This window comes from Burkholderia sp. YIM B11467 (genome assembly GCF_052952715.1).
This window is the reverse complement of the sequence record NZ_JBQVSQ010000001.1, coordinates 1,397,617-1,414,589: the sequence shown is the minus strand read 5'-3', so window position 1 is coordinate 1,414,589 and position 16,973 is coordinate 1,397,617. Positions and strand designations below refer to the sequence as shown.

At 67.3% G+C, this 16,973-nt stretch carries 16 protein-coding genes and 1 pseudogene; 7 read left to right on the top strand and 10 right to left on the bottom strand.

What is annotated here, in order from left to right:
* The 3 genes from ACTRWB_RS06430 to ACTRWB_RS06420 all read right to left on the bottom strand — a co-directional run bounded on the left by ACTRWB_RS06430 (position 1) and on the right by ACTRWB_RS06420 (position 3,667).
* Positions 1 to 1,308 (bottom strand): MFS transporter, encoded by a 1,308-nt coding sequence (locus ACTRWB_RS06430; RefSeq protein WP_446901296.1) that lies wholly within the window; start codon positions 1,306 to 1,308, stop codon positions 1 to 3.
* 83 nt (positions 1,309 to 1,391) lie between these two features.
* A complete protein-coding gene (locus tag ACTRWB_RS06425) occupies positions 1,392 to 2,684 on the bottom strand; it encodes a CaiB/BaiF CoA transferase family protein (protein WP_419688364.1) in 1,293 nt (430 codons plus the stop codon).
* Positions 2,681 to 3,667, bottom strand: coding sequence for a hydroxymethylglutaryl-CoA lyase (locus ACTRWB_RS06420; protein ID WP_446901295.1), 987 nt, complete (start codon positions 3,665 to 3,667; stop codon positions 2,681 to 2,683). Before ACTRWB_RS06420 ends, ACTRWB_RS06425 begins: the two co-directional genes overlap by 4 nt.
* Before the next feature lie 172 nt (positions 3,668 to 3,839).
* Here ACTRWB_RS06420 and ACTRWB_RS06415 point away from each other — a divergent pair, with 172 nt between their 5' ends.
* Positions 3,840 to 4,652, top strand: a complete 813-nt coding sequence (locus ACTRWB_RS06415; protein WP_446901294.1) for an IclR family transcriptional regulator — start codon at positions 3,840 to 3,842, stop codon at positions 4,650 to 4,652.
* Between the two features lie 119 nt (positions 4,653 to 4,771).
* Positions 4,772 to 5,430, top strand: a pseudogene (locus ACTRWB_RS06410) (2-hydroxychromene-2-carboxylate isomerase).
* Positions 5,431 to 5,467: 37 nt separating this feature from the next.
* Here the strand turns inward: ACTRWB_RS06410 and ACTRWB_RS06405 are convergent.
* A complete protein-coding gene (locus ACTRWB_RS06405) occupies positions 5,468 to 6,451 on the bottom strand; it encodes a LysR family transcriptional regulator (RefSeq protein WP_193099646.1) in 984 nt (327 codons plus the stop codon).
* A gap of 101 nt (positions 6,452 to 6,552) precedes the next feature.
* On the opposite strand from ACTRWB_RS06405, the gene ACTRWB_RS06400 reads away from it, so the two are divergent.
* Positions 6,553 to 7,785, top strand: a complete 1,233-nt coding sequence (locus ACTRWB_RS06400) for an MFS transporter (RefSeq protein ID WP_193099645.1) — start codon at positions 6,553 to 6,555, stop codon at positions 7,783 to 7,785.
* Between the two features lie 426 nt (positions 7,786 to 8,211).
* On the top strand, positions 8,212 to 8,904 hold the full coding sequence (locus tag ACTRWB_RS06395; protein WP_419688361.1) for a phosphatase PAP2 family protein: 693 nt from the start codon (positions 8,212 to 8,214) through the stop codon (positions 8,902 to 8,904).
* A gap of 100 nt (positions 8,905 to 9,004) precedes the next feature.
* Here the strand turns inward: ACTRWB_RS06395 and ACTRWB_RS06390 are convergent, their stop codons facing one another.
* The 3 genes from ACTRWB_RS06390 to ACTRWB_RS06380 form a co-directional block, all read right to left on the bottom strand.
* Positions 9,005 to 9,664 (bottom strand): glutathione S-transferase family protein, encoded by a 660-nt coding sequence (locus tag ACTRWB_RS06390; RefSeq protein ID WP_446901293.1) that lies wholly within the window; start codon positions 9,662 to 9,664, stop codon positions 9,005 to 9,007.
* Between the two features lie 126 nt (positions 9,665 to 9,790).
* Positions 9,791 to 10,861, bottom strand: coding sequence for an MBL fold metallo-hydrolase (locus ACTRWB_RS06385; protein WP_446901292.1), 1,071 nt, complete (start codon positions 10,859 to 10,861; stop codon positions 9,791 to 9,793).
* 353 nt (positions 10,862 to 11,214) lie between these two features.
* On the bottom strand, positions 11,215 to 11,541 hold the full coding sequence (locus ACTRWB_RS06380) for a hypothetical protein (protein WP_446901291.1): 327 nt from the start codon (positions 11,539 to 11,541) through the stop codon (positions 11,215 to 11,217).
* A gap of 869 nt (positions 11,542 to 12,410) precedes the next feature.
* Between ACTRWB_RS06380 and ACTRWB_RS06375 the strand changes: the two genes are divergently transcribed.
* From ACTRWB_RS06375 to ACTRWB_RS06365, 3 genes are all read left to right on the top strand, one after another.
* Positions 12,411 to 13,013, top strand: a complete 603-nt coding sequence (locus tag ACTRWB_RS06375) for a hypothetical protein (protein ID WP_412023621.1) — start codon at positions 12,411 to 12,413, stop codon at positions 13,011 to 13,013.
* A gap of 264 nt (positions 13,014 to 13,277) precedes the next feature.
* Positions 13,278 to 13,535: a tyrosine-type recombinase/integrase gene (locus tag ACTRWB_RS06370; protein ID WP_412023620.1), complete on the top strand. Its 258-nt coding sequence runs from the start codon at positions 13,278 to 13,280 to the stop codon at positions 13,533 to 13,535.
* A 72-nt stretch (positions 13,536 to 13,607) separates the two neighbouring features.
* Positions 13,608 to 14,516: an HTH-type transcriptional regulator ArgP gene (locus tag ACTRWB_RS06365; protein WP_193099633.1), complete on the top strand. Its 909-nt coding sequence runs from the start codon at positions 13,608 to 13,610 to the stop codon at positions 14,514 to 14,516.
* A 31-nt stretch (positions 14,517 to 14,547) separates the two neighbouring features.
* Here the strand turns inward: ACTRWB_RS06365 and ltaE are convergent, their stop codons facing one another.
* From ltaE to ACTRWB_RS06350, 3 genes are all read right to left on the bottom strand, one after another.
* Positions 14,548 to 15,561, bottom strand: a complete 1,014-nt coding sequence (gene ltaE / locus ACTRWB_RS06360; RefSeq protein WP_446901290.1) for a low-specificity L-threonine aldolase — start codon at positions 15,559 to 15,561, stop codon at positions 14,548 to 14,550.
* A 163-nt stretch (positions 15,562 to 15,724) separates the two neighbouring features.
* On the bottom strand, positions 15,725 to 16,261 hold the full coding sequence (locus ACTRWB_RS06355) for a hypothetical protein (protein ID WP_446901289.1): 537 nt from the start codon (positions 16,259 to 16,261) through the stop codon (positions 15,725 to 15,727).
* Between the two features lie 13 nt (positions 16,262 to 16,274).
* Positions 16,275 to 16,607 carry a hypothetical protein gene (locus ACTRWB_RS06350; RefSeq protein ID WP_412023618.1) on the bottom strand — a complete coding sequence of 111 codons (333 nt, stop codon included), beginning with the start codon at positions 16,605 to 16,607 and terminating at the stop codon, positions 16,275 to 16,277.
* Positions 16,608 to 16,973: the final 366 nt, after the last annotated feature.

The window sequence follows — 16,973 nt, the reverse complement described above, 5'->3', positions numbered from 1 at the left end:
TCACTCGCTCCGGTCGAACGCATACAGCGACAGCGTGAGCAGCGTCGTGATCGCCAGCACGATCGCCAGGCCCAGCATGCCGGCCGTAAAGGTGCCGAAGCTGTCCTTCAGGTAACCGACGAGATAAGGGCCCGCGAAGCCGCCGAGCGCACCGATCGAGTTGATCAGCGCCAGCCCGCCGGCCGCGGCCTGGCCGGACAGGAAGCGCGACGGCAGCGTGTAGAAGATCGTGCGGCCGGCAATCGTGCCGATCAGCGCGAGCGTGATGCCGACGAGCGCCGGCCCGAGCGTCAGGAAATGCGTCGACACGCCGAGCGCCACCGCGCCGATGAACAGCCCGATGGCGAGGTTCACGACCGGGCCGCCGCGACGGTCCACCCGCTTCGCCCACCACAGCAGCGCGATCGTCGCAAAGAAGTACGGCACCGCGGACAGCCAGCCCGTCTGCATCGTCGTCATGCCGTGCGCCTTCAGCATCTGCGGCAGCCAGATGCCGATCCCGTACGAACCCATCGTGAAGCCGAACGAGATCAGTGCGAGCAGGTACACGCGCACGTCGCGCAGCGCGACGCCGAAGCGCTTCTTCCGGCCGGCGGCCGCGCCTTCGCGCTCGAACGCACGGCGCAACGCGGTGCGCTCGTCGTCCGACAGCCACGCGGCATCCGCCGGCGAATCGGACAACAGCTTCAGCACGAAGAAACCGAGTGCGCACGCGGGCAGCCCTTCGACGATGAACATCCACTTCCAGCCGGCAAGCCCGAGCGCGCCGTCGAGCTGCAGCAGCCATGTCGACAGCGGGCCGCCGATCAGCGACGACAGCGGCGTCGACACGGTGAACCATGCCAGCACGCGCGTGCGGTAGCTCGCCGGAAACCAGACGGCGAGGAAAAAGATCACGCCCGGAAAGAAGCCGGCCTCGCCGATGCCGAGCAGCAGCCGGATCGCGTAGAAACTCGTCGGCCCGGTCGCGAGCGCGGTCGCGGCCGCCATCAGCCCCCACGTGATCATGATGCGGGCGAGCCAGCGGCGCGCGCCGAAGCGGTACAGCGCGAGATTGCTCGGCACCTCGAACACGCAGTAGCCCGCGAACATGATCCCCGCACCCCAGCCGAACTGCGTCGCGGTCAGCCCGAGATCGCGGTTCATCGTGAGGGCCGCGAACCCGACGCTCGTGCGATCCAGATAGTTGAAGAAATACGCGAGCGCGAGCAGCGGGATGAAGCGCCACGCGGCCTTGCGCACGGCCCGTTGCTCGATCGACGCGTTGGTCTCGCGATCGGCGGCCATCGCCGGGGAAGCGGATGTCATGGTTGTCTCCGTGGATACGGCGATCCGTGTCCGCGCGGTGCGCGCCGCGGTCGCCTTTGTTCGTTCGATGGATCGCGACCGCGCTACGCGCTCGCCACTTCGTTCGGCGACGGCGCGCCGCCCGGCCCGTCGCCGTGCGCCGCGTCGTCCGCGCCGTGCCGCCCCGCGACGACACCGGCGTCGATCAGCGCACGCGCCTCGTCCGGCGTGTAGCCGAGCTCGCCGAGCAGCGCGCGTGTGTCCTGGCCGAGCGCGGGCGGCGCCGAGCGCAGCCGCAGGCGCTCGCCCGCAAGCGTCAGCGGCAGCAGCGCGGTGCGCGTGTCGACCGGACGTCCGGCGCTGCTCGCATCGGCCGGCAGCGTCACGGCTTCGAGGCCACCGGTCGCGAGCAGATGCGGATCGTCGAACAGGTCCTGCGGCTTCGTGATCGGCGCATAGGGCAAGCCGATCGATTCGAAGATCGCGCCGATCTCCGCGGCCGAATGCGGCGCGAGCCGCGAACGCAACGCGGGCAGCAGCCACTCCCTCGCCTGCACGCGCAGGTTGTTGGTCGCGAGACGCGGATCGTCCTTCAGCGCCGCAAAGCCGAAGGCATCGCAGAACAGCGCCCACTGCGTGTCCGACACCACCGCGAGAAAGATCTGCTCGCCGTCCTTCACGGCGAACACGTCGTAGACGGCCCACGCGGAAATCCGGCTCGGCATCGGCGACGCGGCCTGCCCCGTCACCGCGAACTGCATCATGTGTTGCGCGACGAGGAACACGTTGTTCTCGAACAGCGAGCTCTGCACCTGCTGGCCGTGGCCGGTGCGCTCGCGCTGCGCGAGCGCCGCCATCGCGCCGATCGCGCCGAACATGCCGCCCATGATGTCGTTCACGCTCGAGCCCGCGCGCAGCGGCCGGCCCTCGGGGCCGGTCATGTAGGCCAGCCCGCCCATCATCTGCACGACTTCGTCGAGCGCGGTGCGATGCTCGTACGGCCCCGGCAGGAAGCCCTTGTGCGATACGTACACGAGGCGCGGATTCAGCGAATGCAGCGCGGGATAACCGAGGCCGAGCCGGTCCATCGTGCCGCTCTTGAAGTTCTCGCTGAAGACATCGGCCGTCGCGACGAGCCGCAGCACGATCTCCAGCCCGCGCGGGTCCTTCACGTCGACCGCGAGGCTCTTCTTGTTGCGGTTGAACATCCCGAAGAAGCCCGCGCCGGAACCCCGCAGCGCACGCGTGCTGTCGCCCGCGATCGGCTCGATCTTGATGACTTCCGCGCCGAGATCCGCGAGCAGCATCCCGCAAGTCGGGCCCATCACCATGTGCGTCATCTCGATCACGCGTACGCCTTCGTACGGCAGCGTCGAAGCAGGTAACCGGTCGTTCATTGCGCGACTCCCGTCAGGCAGCCTTCCGGTTGAGGCGCCGTCGGAAAACGGCCGTCCGCATAACGAAAGCCCTTCGGCAACCCGGCGTCCGGTACATGGCCGTACAGCGCCTCGGACGGCAGCGCGTCGTGCAGGATCGCGCGCGCGGCGAGCAGCGCGTCGACGTCGACGCCCGTGTCGATCCCCATCGATTCGAGCAGGAACACGAGATCCTCGGTGACGATGTTGCCGGTCGCGCCCGGCGCATACGGACAACCGCCGAGGCCGCCCTGGCTCGCGTCGATCGTCGTCACGCCCGCGTCGAGCGCCGCGACGACGTTCGCGAGCCCTTGCCCGCGCGTGTTGTGAAAATGCGCGCCGCCGGCCTTGTCGCCGACCTCACGGCGCAGACGCGCGAACAGCCGGCGCACCTGTGCCGGGTTCGCATAACCGCTCGTATCGGACAAGCCGATCTCGTCGACACCGCACTCGGCCATCGCGACGGCCATCGCGATCGTCTCGTCGTCGCTGACGGCGCCCGCGATCGTGCAGCCGAACGCGACCGACACGCCCGCCTCGATCTGTATCGACGGAAACCGCGCGTCGCGCAGCGCGACGATCGCGCGCACCTCGTCGATCATCTGCGCGGGCGTCTTGCGGATGTTCGCGAGCGAGTGCGCGTCCGTCACCGAGACCGGCAGCGTCAACTTGTGCACGCCCGCCGCGAACGCGTGTTCGGCGCCGCGCAGGTTCGGCGCGAGTGCGGCGACGTGCAGCCCGGGAATCGCCAGCGCATGCGCGACGACGTCGGATACATCGGCCATCTGCGGCAACAGCCTGGCCGGCACGAACGACCCTACCTCGATCTCGCGCAGGCCGGCCGCGGCCAGCGCGGTGATCCAGCGCAGCTTGCCGGCCGTCGGCATCACGGTCCGGATGCTCTGCAGGCCATCGCGCGGCCCGACCTCGCTGACCAGCACCTTCGGATATTCGGAAACGCTCATTCGACACCTCATCGTTCTATCTAAAAGAACATAGTTCTGTTAGATAGAACTTTAGGCGCACGCCAAATGAGCGGTAAGCGGGGTATACCCGTGAAAACGCGATTTTCTGGAACTTGAGTTCTGTCAGACAGAACGATATAGTCGACCGCACATCATTCGAAGGAAGCAGGCAGTGCCAACGACTCCAGCAGATCACGCCAACGACGGGCCCGATGCGGCGGCCGAAGCCTCCAGCGGCGTCGCCGTTCTCGATCGCGCGTTCGCGATCCTCCGTGCATTCGGACCGACCGACGACCGGCTGTCGCTCGCCGAGCTGTCGCGCCGCACGGGGCTGTACAAGAGCACGATCCTGCGCCTGCTCGCCGCGCTCGAGCATGGCGGCTTCATGCGCAAGCTCGACGACGGCCAGTACGCGGTCGGACACGAGCCGCTGCGGCTCGCCGCGCTGTACCAGCGTTCGTTCCGGGTCGGCCCGGTGGTCGAGCCGCTGCTCGAGACGCTGAGCCGCGAACTCGGGGAAACCGCGTCGTTCTACGTGCGCCAGGGCGACACGCGCTCGGTGCTCTACCGCGTCGAGCCCGCACGCGCGGTGCGCGTGTCGATTCGCGTCGGCGAGGAATTTCCGGTTCGCCAGGGCGCATCCGGGAAGGTACTGCTGGCGTTCACCGACGCGCAGGATGCACGCTGGGACGACGTGCGCGAACAGATGTGGGCCGCGTCGTACGGCGAGCGCGACCCCGAGACGGCGTCGGCCTCCGTGCCCGTGTTCGGCGCGGCCGGCGAATGCGTCGGCGCGCTGACGGTGTCGGGCCCGAAATCGCGGCTCGCCGCCGCGCCGGCTATGGCAGCGGCGCTCGCGATGCTGCTGCCGCTCGCGCAAAAGGCGACCGTTGCACTCGGCGGCGCGGGTGCCCGCTACGACGCGGCCGCCGTGCGCGACAGTCTCGAGCGGCTTGCGTCGGCAGCGGACGACGCCGGGTCGTAGCCGGCCGCGCACGAGCGGCGACGCGGCAGCGCGAAAGGCGGCCGCATGCGACACTGGCCGCCGATGCACGCATCGCGCGCCGCCCGTGGGCGCACCCTGCGCGCAACCGCCAACCCGACATGCATGAGGGGCATCCGCCATGAACGCCGCGCGCACCGCCACCTGGTATTTCGATTTCGTTTCGCCGTTCGCGTACCTGCAGCAGGAACAGTTCGACCGGTTGCCGCCCGCGGCCGCGTTCGACGCGCGGCCGATCGTGCTCGGCGCGCTGCTCACGCACTGGGGCCAGAAAGCGCCGGCCGAGATCGCGGCGAAACGCGTCTTCACCTATCGCCACGCGCAATACCGTGCAGACAAGCTCGGCATTGCGTTCCGGATGCCGCCCGCGCACCCGTTCAACCCGATCAAGCCGCTGCGCCTCGCGATCGCGATGGGCAGTACGCCCGACGCGATCCGGCGGATCTTCCGGCATATCTGGCGCGACGGCCAGGACGTGTCGACGCCGGAAGGCTTCGCTGCGCTGTGCGAAGCCGTCGGTTTTCCGGAAGGCGTGACGGCCGTCGAAGCACAGCCGGTGAAGGACGCACTGCGCGCGAACACGGATCAAGCGATCGCGCACGGCGTATTCGGCGTGCCGACCTTCGAACTCGACGGCGACCTGTTCTGGGGCGAGGATGCGACCGACATGTTCGCCGACTGCGCCACGTCGCGCGCGTGGCTCGACTCGCCCGAGGTGCGCCGCATCAGCGCGCTGCCCGAAGGGATCCGGCGCGGCTGACCGCGCTGCGCCAGCCGGCGTCCAGCGACGCCCTGCATCAGACGTCGCGCCCTTCGACAAGCCCCGGCACGGCCTCGCGCATCATCGCGACGAACCGCACGAGCCGCGACGGATAGAACTGCGCATGCGGGTAGGTCAGGTAGACGGGCAGCGGCGCGGCCTGCCACTCGGGTGCAAGGTGCACGAGCTCGCCGCGCGCAAGGTGGTCGGCCAGCATCCATGACGAACCGACGCACGCGCCGACACCCAGCAGCGCCGCGCTGCGCAGCGCGTACAGGTTCGCGGTGGTGATGCGCGGACGGATCGCGATGCGTCGCGTCTCGCCCGTGACGGCGTGCGTCAGCGCCAGCTCGGTCCGGTAATACGTGCGCAGTGCGAGCCACGGCAACGCAGCCAGCGCGGCGGGGTCGGCCGGCACGTCGGTGCCGTTCAGCACGGACGGTGCGGCGACCACGAAGCGCGGCACCTTCGTCAGCCGGATCGCGACCACGGACGGATCGGTCGGCTCGCCGACCTGGATCGCGCAATCGATGCCGCTGCCGATGAAATCCCGCACCTCGTCCTGCAGCAGCCATTCGACCGACACGCGCGGATAGTCGCGCAGGAACTGCGCGAGCGGCCCGACGAAACGCTCCTGACCAAACGCGTGCGGCACCGCGACGCGCAGTAGCCCGTCGGGCTCCTCCTGCGCGCCGCGCAGGTCGGCCTCGAACGCCGCCCAGTTGGCCAGCAGTTCCTTCGCACGCTTGAAGCAGCGCTCGCCGTCGACGGTCAGCCGCATCGTGTGCGTCGTCCGTTGCAGCAACCGCATGCCGAGCGAGCGTTCGAGCGCCTGCAGCCGCCGGCTGATCGTCGGCTGCGTCGTATGCAGTTGCGCGGCGGCAGCCGACAGGCTGCCGGCCTCGACTATGCGTACGAAGGTTTCCATCAGCTCGAAACGATAGCCGGCGCCGTCCACCGGCACTGCCTGAACGCGCGAAGACCCGCCAGCAGCGGGAGAAGCGGAAGATTTTTCAGTCATTCGTGCAGCGTATAACAAATCTGCGCAAGGCGGCACTACCGTGGTCGGCCGCGCGCCGCCACACTCGCGTCCATCCCGTTATCCCACCAAGGATGCACGCCATGTCCACCCCGACCCGTCTCGACGCCGCGCCCCTCGTGGCGCAAGCCCCGGCCCGCCCGGCCGCCCCTTCGACGCCCGATCGCCGGCTCGTGCTGCTGCTCGCGGCCGCCGCCGGCCTCGGCGTCGCACCGCTCTACTACGCGCAGCCAATGCTCGGCGCGCTCGGGCCCGATCTCGGCGCGTCGGCGCGCGCGATCGGCTTCGTGCCGACGCTCACGCAGCTCGGCTATGCGCTCGGCATCCTGCTGCTCGCGCCGCTCGGCGACCGCTTCGACCGGCGCCGCGTAATCGCGACCAAGGCCGCCTCACTGGTCGTCGCACTGCTGCTTGCCGCCGTCGCGCCGTCGCTCGGGCTGCTGCTCGCGGCGAGCTTCGCGATCGGCCTCGCCGCGACGATGGCGCAGGACGTCGTACCGGCCGCCGCGACGCTCGCGCATGACGCGCATCGCGGCCGCATCGTCGGCACGGTGATGACAGGGCTGCTGCTCGGCATCCTGCTGTCGCGCGTCGTGGCCGGGTTCGTCGCCGAGACCGCCGGCTGGCGCGTGATGTTCGCACTCGCGGCTGCCAGCGTCGCCGCGATCGGTGTCGTGGCCGCGCGCGGGCTGCCGCACTTCGAGCCGACCACGCGCCTGCCGTATCGCGCGCTGATCGGGTCGCTCGGCGCGTTGTGGCGCCATCATCCGGAGCTGCGTCGCGCCGCGCTTGCGCAGGGGCTGCTGGCCATCGGGTTCAGCGCGTTCTGGTCGACGCTCGCGGTGATGCTGCACGGCGCGCCGTTCCACCTCGGCAGTGCGGCCGCGGGCGCTTTTGGCCTCGCCGGTGCCGCCGGCGCGCTGGCCGCGCCCATTGCCGGGCGACTGGCCGATCGTCACGGCCCCGAGCGCGTCACGCGCATCGGCATCGGCATCGCAACGCTGTCGTTCGCATCGATGGCTGCCGCGCCGCTGATGTCGCCGCATGCGCAGCTCGTGCTGCTCGCAGTCGCGACGATCGGCTTCGATCTCGGCGTGCAGGCGACGCTGATTGCGCATCAGGCAATCGTCTATCGAATCGATCCCGCGTCGCGCAGCCGCCTCAACGCGGTGCTGTTCGTCGGCATGTTCATCGGGATGGCGGCCGGCGCCGCGATCGGCAGTTTGTTGCTCGCGCAACTGGGCTGGAATGCGGTAACCGCGCTGGCCGTCGCGACGTCGCTGGCCGCGCTCACCGTGCGGGTCTGGCGCAACTGACTCGGCGTCGCGCAGCCAACGCGGGCAGGCCCACAGGGCTTGCCCGCCTTTTCTTTTATTTTCGATCGGCGCATGCATCGCGCTGCGCGGCCCGGCAGATTCGCGTGGTCGGCAGCCCGCATTCGTTCATCCGGCGCAAGGTCCGCATCGGCCCGCCGAATTGTCCAGTTGAACCAAATATTTTTCCGGCTGCCGTGCAAATGCGCACGCAAACGTCGGACGATTCGACCCTGCCGCGCCGCACGGCGCGCTCCCATCCGGCCCCGCCACGCGGCCCCGTTTTATCAGGGGATTCCCGGTATTTTTTCGGATTTTCTTCGAAATAACGGGTGACATACTTGCCCCCCGTTGCGCTCCGGTGCGAGCGCGCTTTCAGATCCTGCCGGCCGCATGTCTTGCGCTGCGCATCCGTCGGGGTCGCAGAACATGAACCATTTCGACACCACGATCCAGATCTTCCTCACCCACGTGACGTTCGGCCCGCTGATGAATCATGCGATCCGCGTGGTCGCGGGCCTGTACACGTTCAAGGGCTTCGTGCTCGTTCCCGTGCTGTGCTGGCTGTGGTTCCAGCCGGGCCCGAACCGCGAGCGGCAACGCGAGCTGGTCGTCGCGACGATCGCGAGCGGACTCGTCGCGCTCGCGATCGGCCGGCTGCTCGCGCAGGTGCTGCCGTTCCGCGTGCGGCCGATCTACAACCCCGACCTGCACCTGCAGTTTCCGTCGGCTGGGCTGCGCGCGGCGACGTTGCAGGCATGGAGTTCGTTTCCGAGCGATCACGCGATGCTGTGGATGGCGATCGCGACCGGCATCTTCATCATCGCGCGCCGCGCCGGCGTGTTCGCGCTGCTCTATTCGGCCGTATTCATTTGCCTGCCGCGCGCGTACCTCGGCTTTCACTACCCGACCGACCTGATCGCGGGCGCCGCGATCGGCATCGCGATCGCCTGGCTGCTGACGCGCGACGCGGTCCGGTCACGCTTCGCGCCGCAGGTGCTGGAGATGATCCGGCGCTTCCCCGCGCCGGCCTATACGCTCGCGTTCCTGCTGTGCTTCGAGTTGATCACGCAGTTCGACGAACTGCTGACGCTCGCGCAGTCGGCCACGCACACGATGTAACGGACGGGCGCCGCGATGCTGCCACTGCTGTCCTTCCGTCGCCCGGGCTCGCGCTGCCGGCCATGCGCGGCCGCGGCACGCCGCGCGACGGCCGCGCATGTCAGTCTCGATCGGGCGCGCCGAGCGGAAAGAACGACCGAAACGGCCGCGCCTCGTCGACCGCGCGCGCGAACGACGGCCGCGCCAGCAGACGCTTGCGATACGCAATCACGTTCGCAAACGACGGATCGATCCGGTGGGTCCAGTCCGCGTAGAACAGGAACGGCGCCGCGCCGCAATCGGCGAGGCTGAAGCGGTCGCCGGCCGCCCATTCGCGATCGGCCATCTTCTTGTCCAGCCACGCATACGACGTGTCGAGCATCGCGCGCGCATCGGCGACACCCCGCGGATCGCGCTCGTCTTCCCGCCGCAGCGCGTTGTGAACGACCTTTTGCTGCGGCGTCGACACGTAGTTGTCGAAGAAACGATCCATCGTCCGCACCTCGAGCGCCGCATGCGGATCGTCGGGCAGCAGACGCACGGGGCCCGGATGGTTCAGGCCGAGATACTCGATGATGATCGACGCCTCGACCACGGTGCGGCCCGCATCGACGAGCACCGGAAAGCGCTTCAGCGGCCACAGCGCGGTCAGTTCCTGCATCGGCTTCGGATCGTCGTGCGCGAGCAGGCGATACTCGAACGGCGTGCCGTTCTCGTACAACGCGGTCAGCACCTTCTGGCAGTAGGACGAAAAAGGATGGGCGTAAAGCATCGGCATCATCGCGTGACCTCTCAGGGATTTCGGTGCCGCGTCATGCGGCACCCTATGAACGGATACCTTGACGACGAACGGCTCCGGGCCGTTTCGACATCGGTCCGGATTTTTTTGTCGCGCAACCTCCGGCCGCTACGACCGGCCGTCCATCACGACGCGCCCTTCCGCGCGCCAGCGCAGCATCCCGCCGCCGAGATTCGCGACCGCGTCGAAGCCGGCCTTCAGCAGGATCACGTTCGCCTGCGCGGACCGTCCGCCGGCCCGGCACACGGTCACGACCGGCCGGTCGCGCGCGATCTCGCCGGCGCGCGCGGCCAGCTCGCCGAGCGGAATCGGCGTCGCACCGGGCAGGTGGCCGAGCGGGCCCGTGAACTCGTCCGGTTCGCGCACGTCGACGACCTGCACAGCCTGCAGATGATCCTCGAGCCATTGCGGATCGATTTCCCAGAAGCCGGCAAACGTATAGACGAGCGGCGCCCAGTCGGGCGCCGCCTGCGCTTCGGGTGCGTTCGCGGCGACGCCGCATTGCAGGTTCGCCGGCACCGCGACGTCGATCTGGCGCGGGTGCGCGAGCCCGAGGTTGTGCATGTAGCCCGCGAAATCGTCTTCGCTGAGATCGCCGCCGAGCCGCGGATTGAAGCGCCGCTCCTCGCCGACGCTCGTCACCGTGAGGCCGCGATAGTCGTGCGCCGGGTACAGCAGACACGCGGCCGGCAACGTGAAGAGCCGGCTGTGCACCGCGCGATACAGCGCGCGCGGGTCGCCTTGCTGGAAATCGGTGCGGCCCGTGCCGCGGATCAGCAGGCAATCGCCGGTGAACGCCATTGATTCGTCGTCGAGCACGAGGCTGATGCAGCCGCTCGTGTGGCCGGGCGTCGTGCGCACGGTCACGTAGCGCGCGCCGAAGGCGCAGCGGTCGCCGTCGTTCAGGTAGCGGTCGGCACCCTGCGCGCCGCTCGCGGCCGAGATCGCGATCGCGCTGCCCGTGCGCTGCTTCAGCAGCCACGCGCCCGTCACGTGATCGGCGTGCACGTGCGTGTCGACGGTCGCGACGAGCCGCAGCCCGAGCTCGTCGAGCAGCGCCACGTCGCGGCGCACCTGCTCGAACACCGGATCGATCAGCAGCGCTTCGCGCGACCCGCGGTCGGCGAGCAGATAAGTGTAGGTTGACGATTGCGGGTCGAAAAGTTGCCGGAAGATCATCGCGAAATTGCTCCGTCGCCTGTTCAGGTGGGTGGTGTACGGCCCACGTGCCGTGCGTCGCCGACGCGCGTGCAAGTGGGTGCGAGTGCCGCCCCGTTCGTATGCCGGCCGCGCCGCATGATCCGGACGTTCACGGCTGCGTCTGCTGCGCATCGACGTCCGGCATCGACGTCGGCATGATGACATCGCCGCCGGGCAACCGGCATCGTGCCTGCTGCGTTTCACACACCCATATAGCGTAGATCAAAATGCACACGCCGCCGGCGTCCCATACACGGCAACCGATTCCGATGACGAATGTCGCGCGGCGGGACGGTTCGCCGGGCCCGGACGGTGGCGTGCTCTGCCTTGCACTACGGCCTGTTCTCGTCCCCGTTCACAGGAATTCCGTCGACATGTCGCTGACGATCGATCACGGACAAAGACGTGTGAACAAGGGACCAAGGATCGGCTCGTCGCGAATGAAGCTCGACTTCTTCAGCCGCCATCAACGACAAATCCGGATCCGGCGGGATCTCTCGATTTTTATCGAATTTATCCACAAATCGTTGGCTTGACTCCGGGCGATCAGAGTGTTTTGCATTTTTGACGTCTGCAATTTTCACCTGTTGCCAGTCGTCAGCGATCTTCTTCCAATCGACCGCACGATCCACTTCGATTTCTTGTTCTGTTTTTTTCAATCACTTGCCGAACCATACCCAAAAAAATCCGGGGCATCCGATTTTGGCCGTTTCGACTCGGGCAGTTTCTTCATTTCCACCAGTACCGGTAGTTCCGACGCTCAACCCGGCAAAGCGGCGTGACGCGAAGGAGGAGGCGCGATATCGCTCGGCAAACCGCGCAGATTTTCAGGTACCAGTCGGTGCATCAATGCCCGATGCTGTCGGTGTTTCGTCTGAAAATATCGATATTCGATATTATTCCGAGTGGCCGAAATTTCTCTATTCCACATATGAAATTTTCGCAACGTGCATTGTGAACTGCGACCCCGTTAGTATTTACCGATCAAATGTAAAAGGAAGCGACCCATCAATCAGTGCCCGAATCCAAGTCAGAACAATTCTGCATACTCCAGCTTGGCGGAATTCGCACCCGGGTCGGACCCTTCTCCCACTCCATTTCTCGCTCGTTACGCTCTTTGCATTTCGTAACAAGTCGAGTTGATTCGTCAGGGCGTGCTGTTTTAAATTTCGCCGGTCGCCCAGCAGCATCCGGCAGTCGGGCGACGTTTCATTCTACAAATCGCAACATGCCGGATACCTGGGTGGCCAGCCATCCGACACTACAAGTCTGCGCGCTGTGCGGGCTTGATCAAGCGGTCGAACTCGCAATGGGTATCGATTCGACTACGTACAGCCCGTTGGAACCCGACGCGCCGTAGTGGGCTCGCCGAGTTGTTCATGTCATGCCGAACTGGAGCCAGCTTGATAGTGGAATCCACGATCGAATTTTGATATTTGCATCGTACTCCTGAACGTATCGCCGGGATTCACCCAGATTTTCGACGGTACGACTTAACTTTGCGCAATGCGCCGAAAGAGGACAGAAAATGGAATTCGTACGAATGGGAATCGTCTTTGTTCATCTCATAGCCTGCTGTGTCGCGATTGGTCTCGTGCTGACCAGCGACATTGCCATGGTCAGGCAACTTTTGGATTCTGACGCACCTACCGATTCTGCCCAGGTCCACCTGGCCAGCCTGCAGCGCACCGTCACGTTGGCGCTGACGGTGCTTTGGATCACCGGTATCGCGATCATTGCGTTCGATATGCGGACTCAAGGTCTCGGGTATCTCGGCAATCCCAAGCTGCAGGCCAAGATAGGCATCGTCGCCTTGCTGACCTTCAACGGTATCGCTTTGCACTCCGCGGTCCTCCCGGCAATGCAGAAAGCGGGATCCTTGCTGAAGCTTTCCTTCGAACGACGCATGGTTGCCATTTTCGCGGGCGTGATTTCCGCCGTTTCGTGGTTCTACGCGGCAATGCTTGGCGTCGGTCGCCCGTTGAGCTGGAAGTATTCGTTGATCCAGATCCTGGCGGCTTACCCGGCACTGATTGCGGGTGGAATCGCCACCATGTTGCTTATCACGGCAGTGGCAAAATCCAGGGCGCCCGTTGAACGACGGAATACTGAAAAGGTGGCGGCCTATTGAGCGCCGACACCCGAGGGATGCGCACTGCTCGCGGCAGTGCGCATCCTGTCGTCGCACATTCCGCGCTTTGGCCAGCGTCGGATCCCGAATTTTCGGGCGCACGCGAGCACTTGCCGGAGTGACCTGCCTGATTTCTGCGGGTCATTTCAATCTTGTGGAACGGCCTCGGTTGATCCGCTTGGGTTTTCCGGACCAGATCCAGAGCGAGTTTTGTGGCGTTTTGATCCGATACGGCAAGCGGATCACGTCGTGAGATCGAGAGCAATGGCTCGCCGCATGTGCGCGGGGAACGTCGAGAATTTTCGATTCCACGAAGTGCGGCACATTTGGGCCAGCTGGCACGTTCAGAGCGGCACACCGCTTGAGCGACCGAAGGAACCGGGTGGATGGTCGAGTGACGACTTGGTTCTCCGGTATGCGCACCTTGCACCAGACCATCCGGCACAACCTGCGGAATCAGTCGCGGTTTGGTCCCAAGGCGGGACCGATTTCGATGTCACAATCGATCGCCACGCGTCATAATCGGCCGCAACGCCATGACTAGCAGGGCTTCATCGTTTTGAACATCACAATCTGTCTCAGTCCTCCTGATCCATGTCGCTGACGATCGATCCGAAGCAGGCCGCCGCGCTGCTGGCCGTCGCCGACACCGGCAGCTTCGAGCAGGCGGCCGTGCGCCTGCACGTGACCGCGTCCGCCGTCACGCAGCGGGTCCGCGCGCTGGAAGCGAGCCTCGGCACGCCGCTGGTGCTGCGCACGCGCCCGTGCCGCCCGACGGTGGCCGGGCAGCGCGTGCTGCAGCACCTGCGCCGCGTCGCGCTGCTGCAGGCCGACCTGCAAAGCACACTCGCGACCGAGCGTGCATCGCCAATCTCCGTGACGATCGCGCTGAACGCCGACAGCCTCGGCACGTGGTTCCTGCCCGCGCTGACCTCCGTGCTCGCGGGCGAGCGCATCCTGTTCGAGCTGATCGTCGAGGACCAGGACCATACGTTCGCGCTGCTCGAAAGCGGGATGGCCGTGGGTTGCGTGACGACCGAGCCGAAGCCGATGCGCGGCTGCATCGCGACGCCGCTCGGCACGATGCGCTACCGGCTGCTCGCGGCCGCCGCGTTCGCGGTGCGCTGGTTTCCGCGCGGGCTGAACCGCACGAGCGCGCGCAAGGCGCCCGTCGTCGCGTATTCGCGGCGCGATACGCTGCAGTCGTCGTTCCTGAAGGAGAAGTTCGGATTGCCCGAAGGCGCCTACCCGTGCCACTACGTGCCGGGCACCCATTCGCATTTTGCGGCGGTGCGGCACGGGCTCGGTTACGCGATGGTGCCGGAGCCGCTGATCGGCACCGCGCCGCTCGACGCGCAGGGGCTCGTCGATCTCGCGCCCGCGCATCCGACCGACGTCACGCTGTACTGGCACGCATGGACCGTGCAGTCGCCGACGATGGCGTCGCTGTCCGCGCGGGTCGTCGAAGCGGCGCGCCGGTTGCTCGCGCCGCTGCCGAAATGACATGAGCCGGTGACGGGCCCGGCCCGCGCCGTTACGCGCGACGCTGCGAGAAATACGCGCCGACCGCGTCGAGGAACGTGTCGATGTCCGCGCGCGATACGTCGCAGTGGGTGACGAAGCGCGACGCATACAGCATTTGCGTGAGGATCCCGCGCGCCTTGAGCCACGCCTCGAGCGGCGCGCAATCGACTTCGGGGAATTGCGCGAACACCATGTTCGTCGCATGCGACATCACCTTCACGCCTTCGATTTGCGCGAGGCCTGCCGCGAGATGCGCGGCATTCGCGTGATCGTCCGCGAGCCGCTCGACATTGTGGTCGAGCGCATACAGGCACGCCGCCGCGAGAATGCCCGACTGCCGCATCCCGCCGCCGAGCACCTTGCGCCAGCGCGCCGCGCGCTCGATCAACGCAGGGCTGCCGACCAGCACCGAGCCGACCGGCGCGCCGAGCCCTTTCGAGAAGCAGATCGACACGCTGTCGAACGGCGCGCACAGCTCGGCGATCGGACGGCCCGATGCGACGGCCGCGTTGCACACGCGCGCGCCGTCGAGGTGCGCGGACAGCCCGCGGCTGCGCGCGAACGCGACGGCTTCCTCGACATAAGCTTCCGGCAAGACCTGGCCGCCGATCGTGTTCTCGAGCGCGAGCAGGCGCGTGCGGGCAAAGTGATTGTCGATCGGCTTGATCGCCGCGGCGATCTTCGCGAGCGGCAGCGTGCCGTCCGGCGCGTTCTCGATCGGCTGCGGCTGGATGCTGCCCAGCACGGCCGCGCCGCCGCCTTCGTACTTGTAGGTGTGCGCGAGCTGGCCGACGATGTATTCGTCGCCGCGCTCGCAGTGGGCCATCAGTGCGGCCAGGTTGCTCTGCGTGCCGCTCGGGAAGAACAGGCCGGCTTCCTTGCCGGCGCGCTCTGCCGTGACCGACTGCAGGCGCAGCACGGTCGGGTCGTCGCCCCACACGTCGTCGCCGACTTCGGCGGCAGTCATCGCGGCCAGCATGGCCTGGCTGGGACGTGTCACGGTATCGCTGCGTAAATCGATCATCGCTGTGCCCTGAGTAAACGCGGACCGGAACCGATGCGCCCGGCCCTGCCGAAACGAGACTCAGAGTGTACGCAATTCACGCAGCGCCTGCCCACGGTCGATCGTCGATCGCGCCCGGGCGCGTGCGGTACGCCCACGCGGGCACAACCGGCGAACGCCGCCGTCAATACCGCGGCGGCGGCGGCTGAATCCCCGCGGGTGGCATCGGCGGCGCCGCGCGCGGCGCGCCCCCGCCATATCCGCCACCGCCGCCGCTCATCCCGCCCGGCACCGGTACGCGGTTGCCCGTCGCGTACATGCATTGCAGGTACGCGTAGTCGTAGCGGCGCTGGATGTCGTAGGCCGAGCCCTGCGCGGCGCCCGCGCCGACGACGCTGCCCGCAAGTAGCCCCGCACCGGCGCCGACGGCCGCACCGGTACCGCCGTTGAACGCGGCGCCGGCCGCGGCACCCAGCGCGGTGCCGACCGCCGCGCTGCCGACCGCGCTCGCGGTCGACGCCTGCCCGGCGCTTACGCCGCCCGATTGCTGGAATGCGTACTGGCGGCAGCTTCCATCATCGGCGCGGAACTGGTCGAACGACTTCCCGGTGCCGGGCAGCGCCATCACGCTCGGCCCGGTCGGCATGTATGCGCATGCGCCAAGCAGGCCGGCCAGCGCCAGCGCGGCCGGCACGCGCACGAATCGAAATGCGGATTTCATCGTCGCGCCTCCGTCACTGCGGTCGCGCCGGCACCGATCGCCAGCCCGACTTGCAGGTCTTCACATACGGGTAGTAATGCCTCGACGCGTCGCAGTAGTACCAGAGGTTCGCGTCACCGTTGTCCTGCGGCTGCCCCTTCTCGACGTACTCGGGCGGCGGCGGCGGATCGACCGGTACCGCGACGACGGGCGGCGGGTAGTAGTAAGGCGCGGGAACGACAGGGTAGTAATACGGGTAGCCGAAGCCGGGGCCGACATAGACCCCGACCCGGGCGGCATGCGCCACGCCGCCCGTCGCGAGCGCCACCGCGGCTGCCGCGCCCAGCGCGAGCTTCAATCCATTCACGTCACGTTCTCCGACAGGCCGGTTCGCCGATGCGAACCCGATACCCCGCACGCTACGCCGCACGCGATGCGGCATCCATTACCGGCGAACACGCGAATGTTGCGCGACGTTACCAATGTGACAGACCCCACCTGCGACGCCCCTTCCGCGCGGTCGTCCGCATTACGGGCTAACGCAACGAAACGGATCGGCCGCACCTGGCGCCGCGCGCCGGCCGCCCGGCGCGCAACTTTCGCAGGCGCGAAACCGTTCCGATGACGCGACGCGCCATATTGACGCACGTGCGTCAGACCGCCGCGCCGCGGCCGCGCTCGCGGCGAACGACCTTCTTGATACGAATCAACGATTTATCCCGAAATCGCGCGC

What these genes read in the sequence shown, in the direction of transcription:
- ACTRWB_RS06430 (WP_446901296.1), bottom strand. Translation starts at nt 1,308, where the DNA reads ATGACATCCGCTTCCCCGGCGATGGCCGCCGATCGCGAGACCAACGCG.
- ACTRWB_RS06425 (WP_419688364.1), bottom strand. Translation starts at nt 2,684, where the DNA reads ATGAACGACCGGTTACCTGCTTCGACGCTGCCGTACGAAGGCGTACGC.
- ACTRWB_RS06420 (WP_446901295.1), bottom strand. Translation starts at nt 3,667, where the DNA reads ATGAGCGTTTCCGAATATCCGAAGGTGCTGGTCAGCGAGGTCGGGCCG.
- ACTRWB_RS06405 (WP_193099646.1), bottom strand. Translation starts at nt 6,451, where the DNA reads ATGACTGAAAAATCTTCCGCTTCTCCCGCTGCTGGCGGGTCTTCGCGC.
- ACTRWB_RS06400 (WP_193099645.1), top strand. Translation starts at nt 6,553, where the DNA reads ATGTCCACCCCGACCCGTCTCGACGCCGCGCCCCTCGTGGCGCAAGCC.
- ACTRWB_RS06395 (WP_419688361.1), top strand. Translation starts at nt 8,212, where the DNA reads ATGAACCATTTCGACACCACGATCCAGATCTTCCTCACCCACGTGACG.
- ACTRWB_RS06390 (WP_446901293.1), bottom strand. Translation starts at nt 9,664, where the DNA reads ATGATGCCGATGCTTTACGCCCATCCTTTTTCGTCCTACTGCCAGAAG.
- ACTRWB_RS06385 (WP_446901292.1), bottom strand. Translation starts at nt 10,861, where the DNA reads ATGATCTTCCGGCAACTTTTCGACCCGCAATCGTCAACCTACACTTAT.
- ACTRWB_RS06375 (WP_412023621.1), top strand. Translation starts at nt 12,411, where the DNA reads ATGGAATTCGTACGAATGGGAATCGTCTTTGTTCATCTCATAGCCTGC.
- ACTRWB_RS06370 (WP_412023620.1), top strand. Translation starts at nt 13,278, where the DNA reads ATGGCTCGCCGCATGTGCGCGGGGAACGTCGAGAATTTTCGATTCCAC.
- ACTRWB_RS06365 (WP_193099633.1), top strand. Translation starts at nt 13,608, where the DNA reads ATGTCGCTGACGATCGATCCGAAGCAGGCCGCCGCGCTGCTGGCCGTC.
- ltaE (WP_446901290.1), bottom strand. Translation starts at nt 15,561, where the DNA reads ATGATCGATTTACGCAGCGATACCGTGACACGTCCCAGCCAGGCCATG.
- ACTRWB_RS06355 (WP_446901289.1), bottom strand. Translation starts at nt 16,261, where the DNA reads ATGAAATCCGCATTTCGATTCGTGCGCGTGCCGGCCGCGCTGGCGCTG.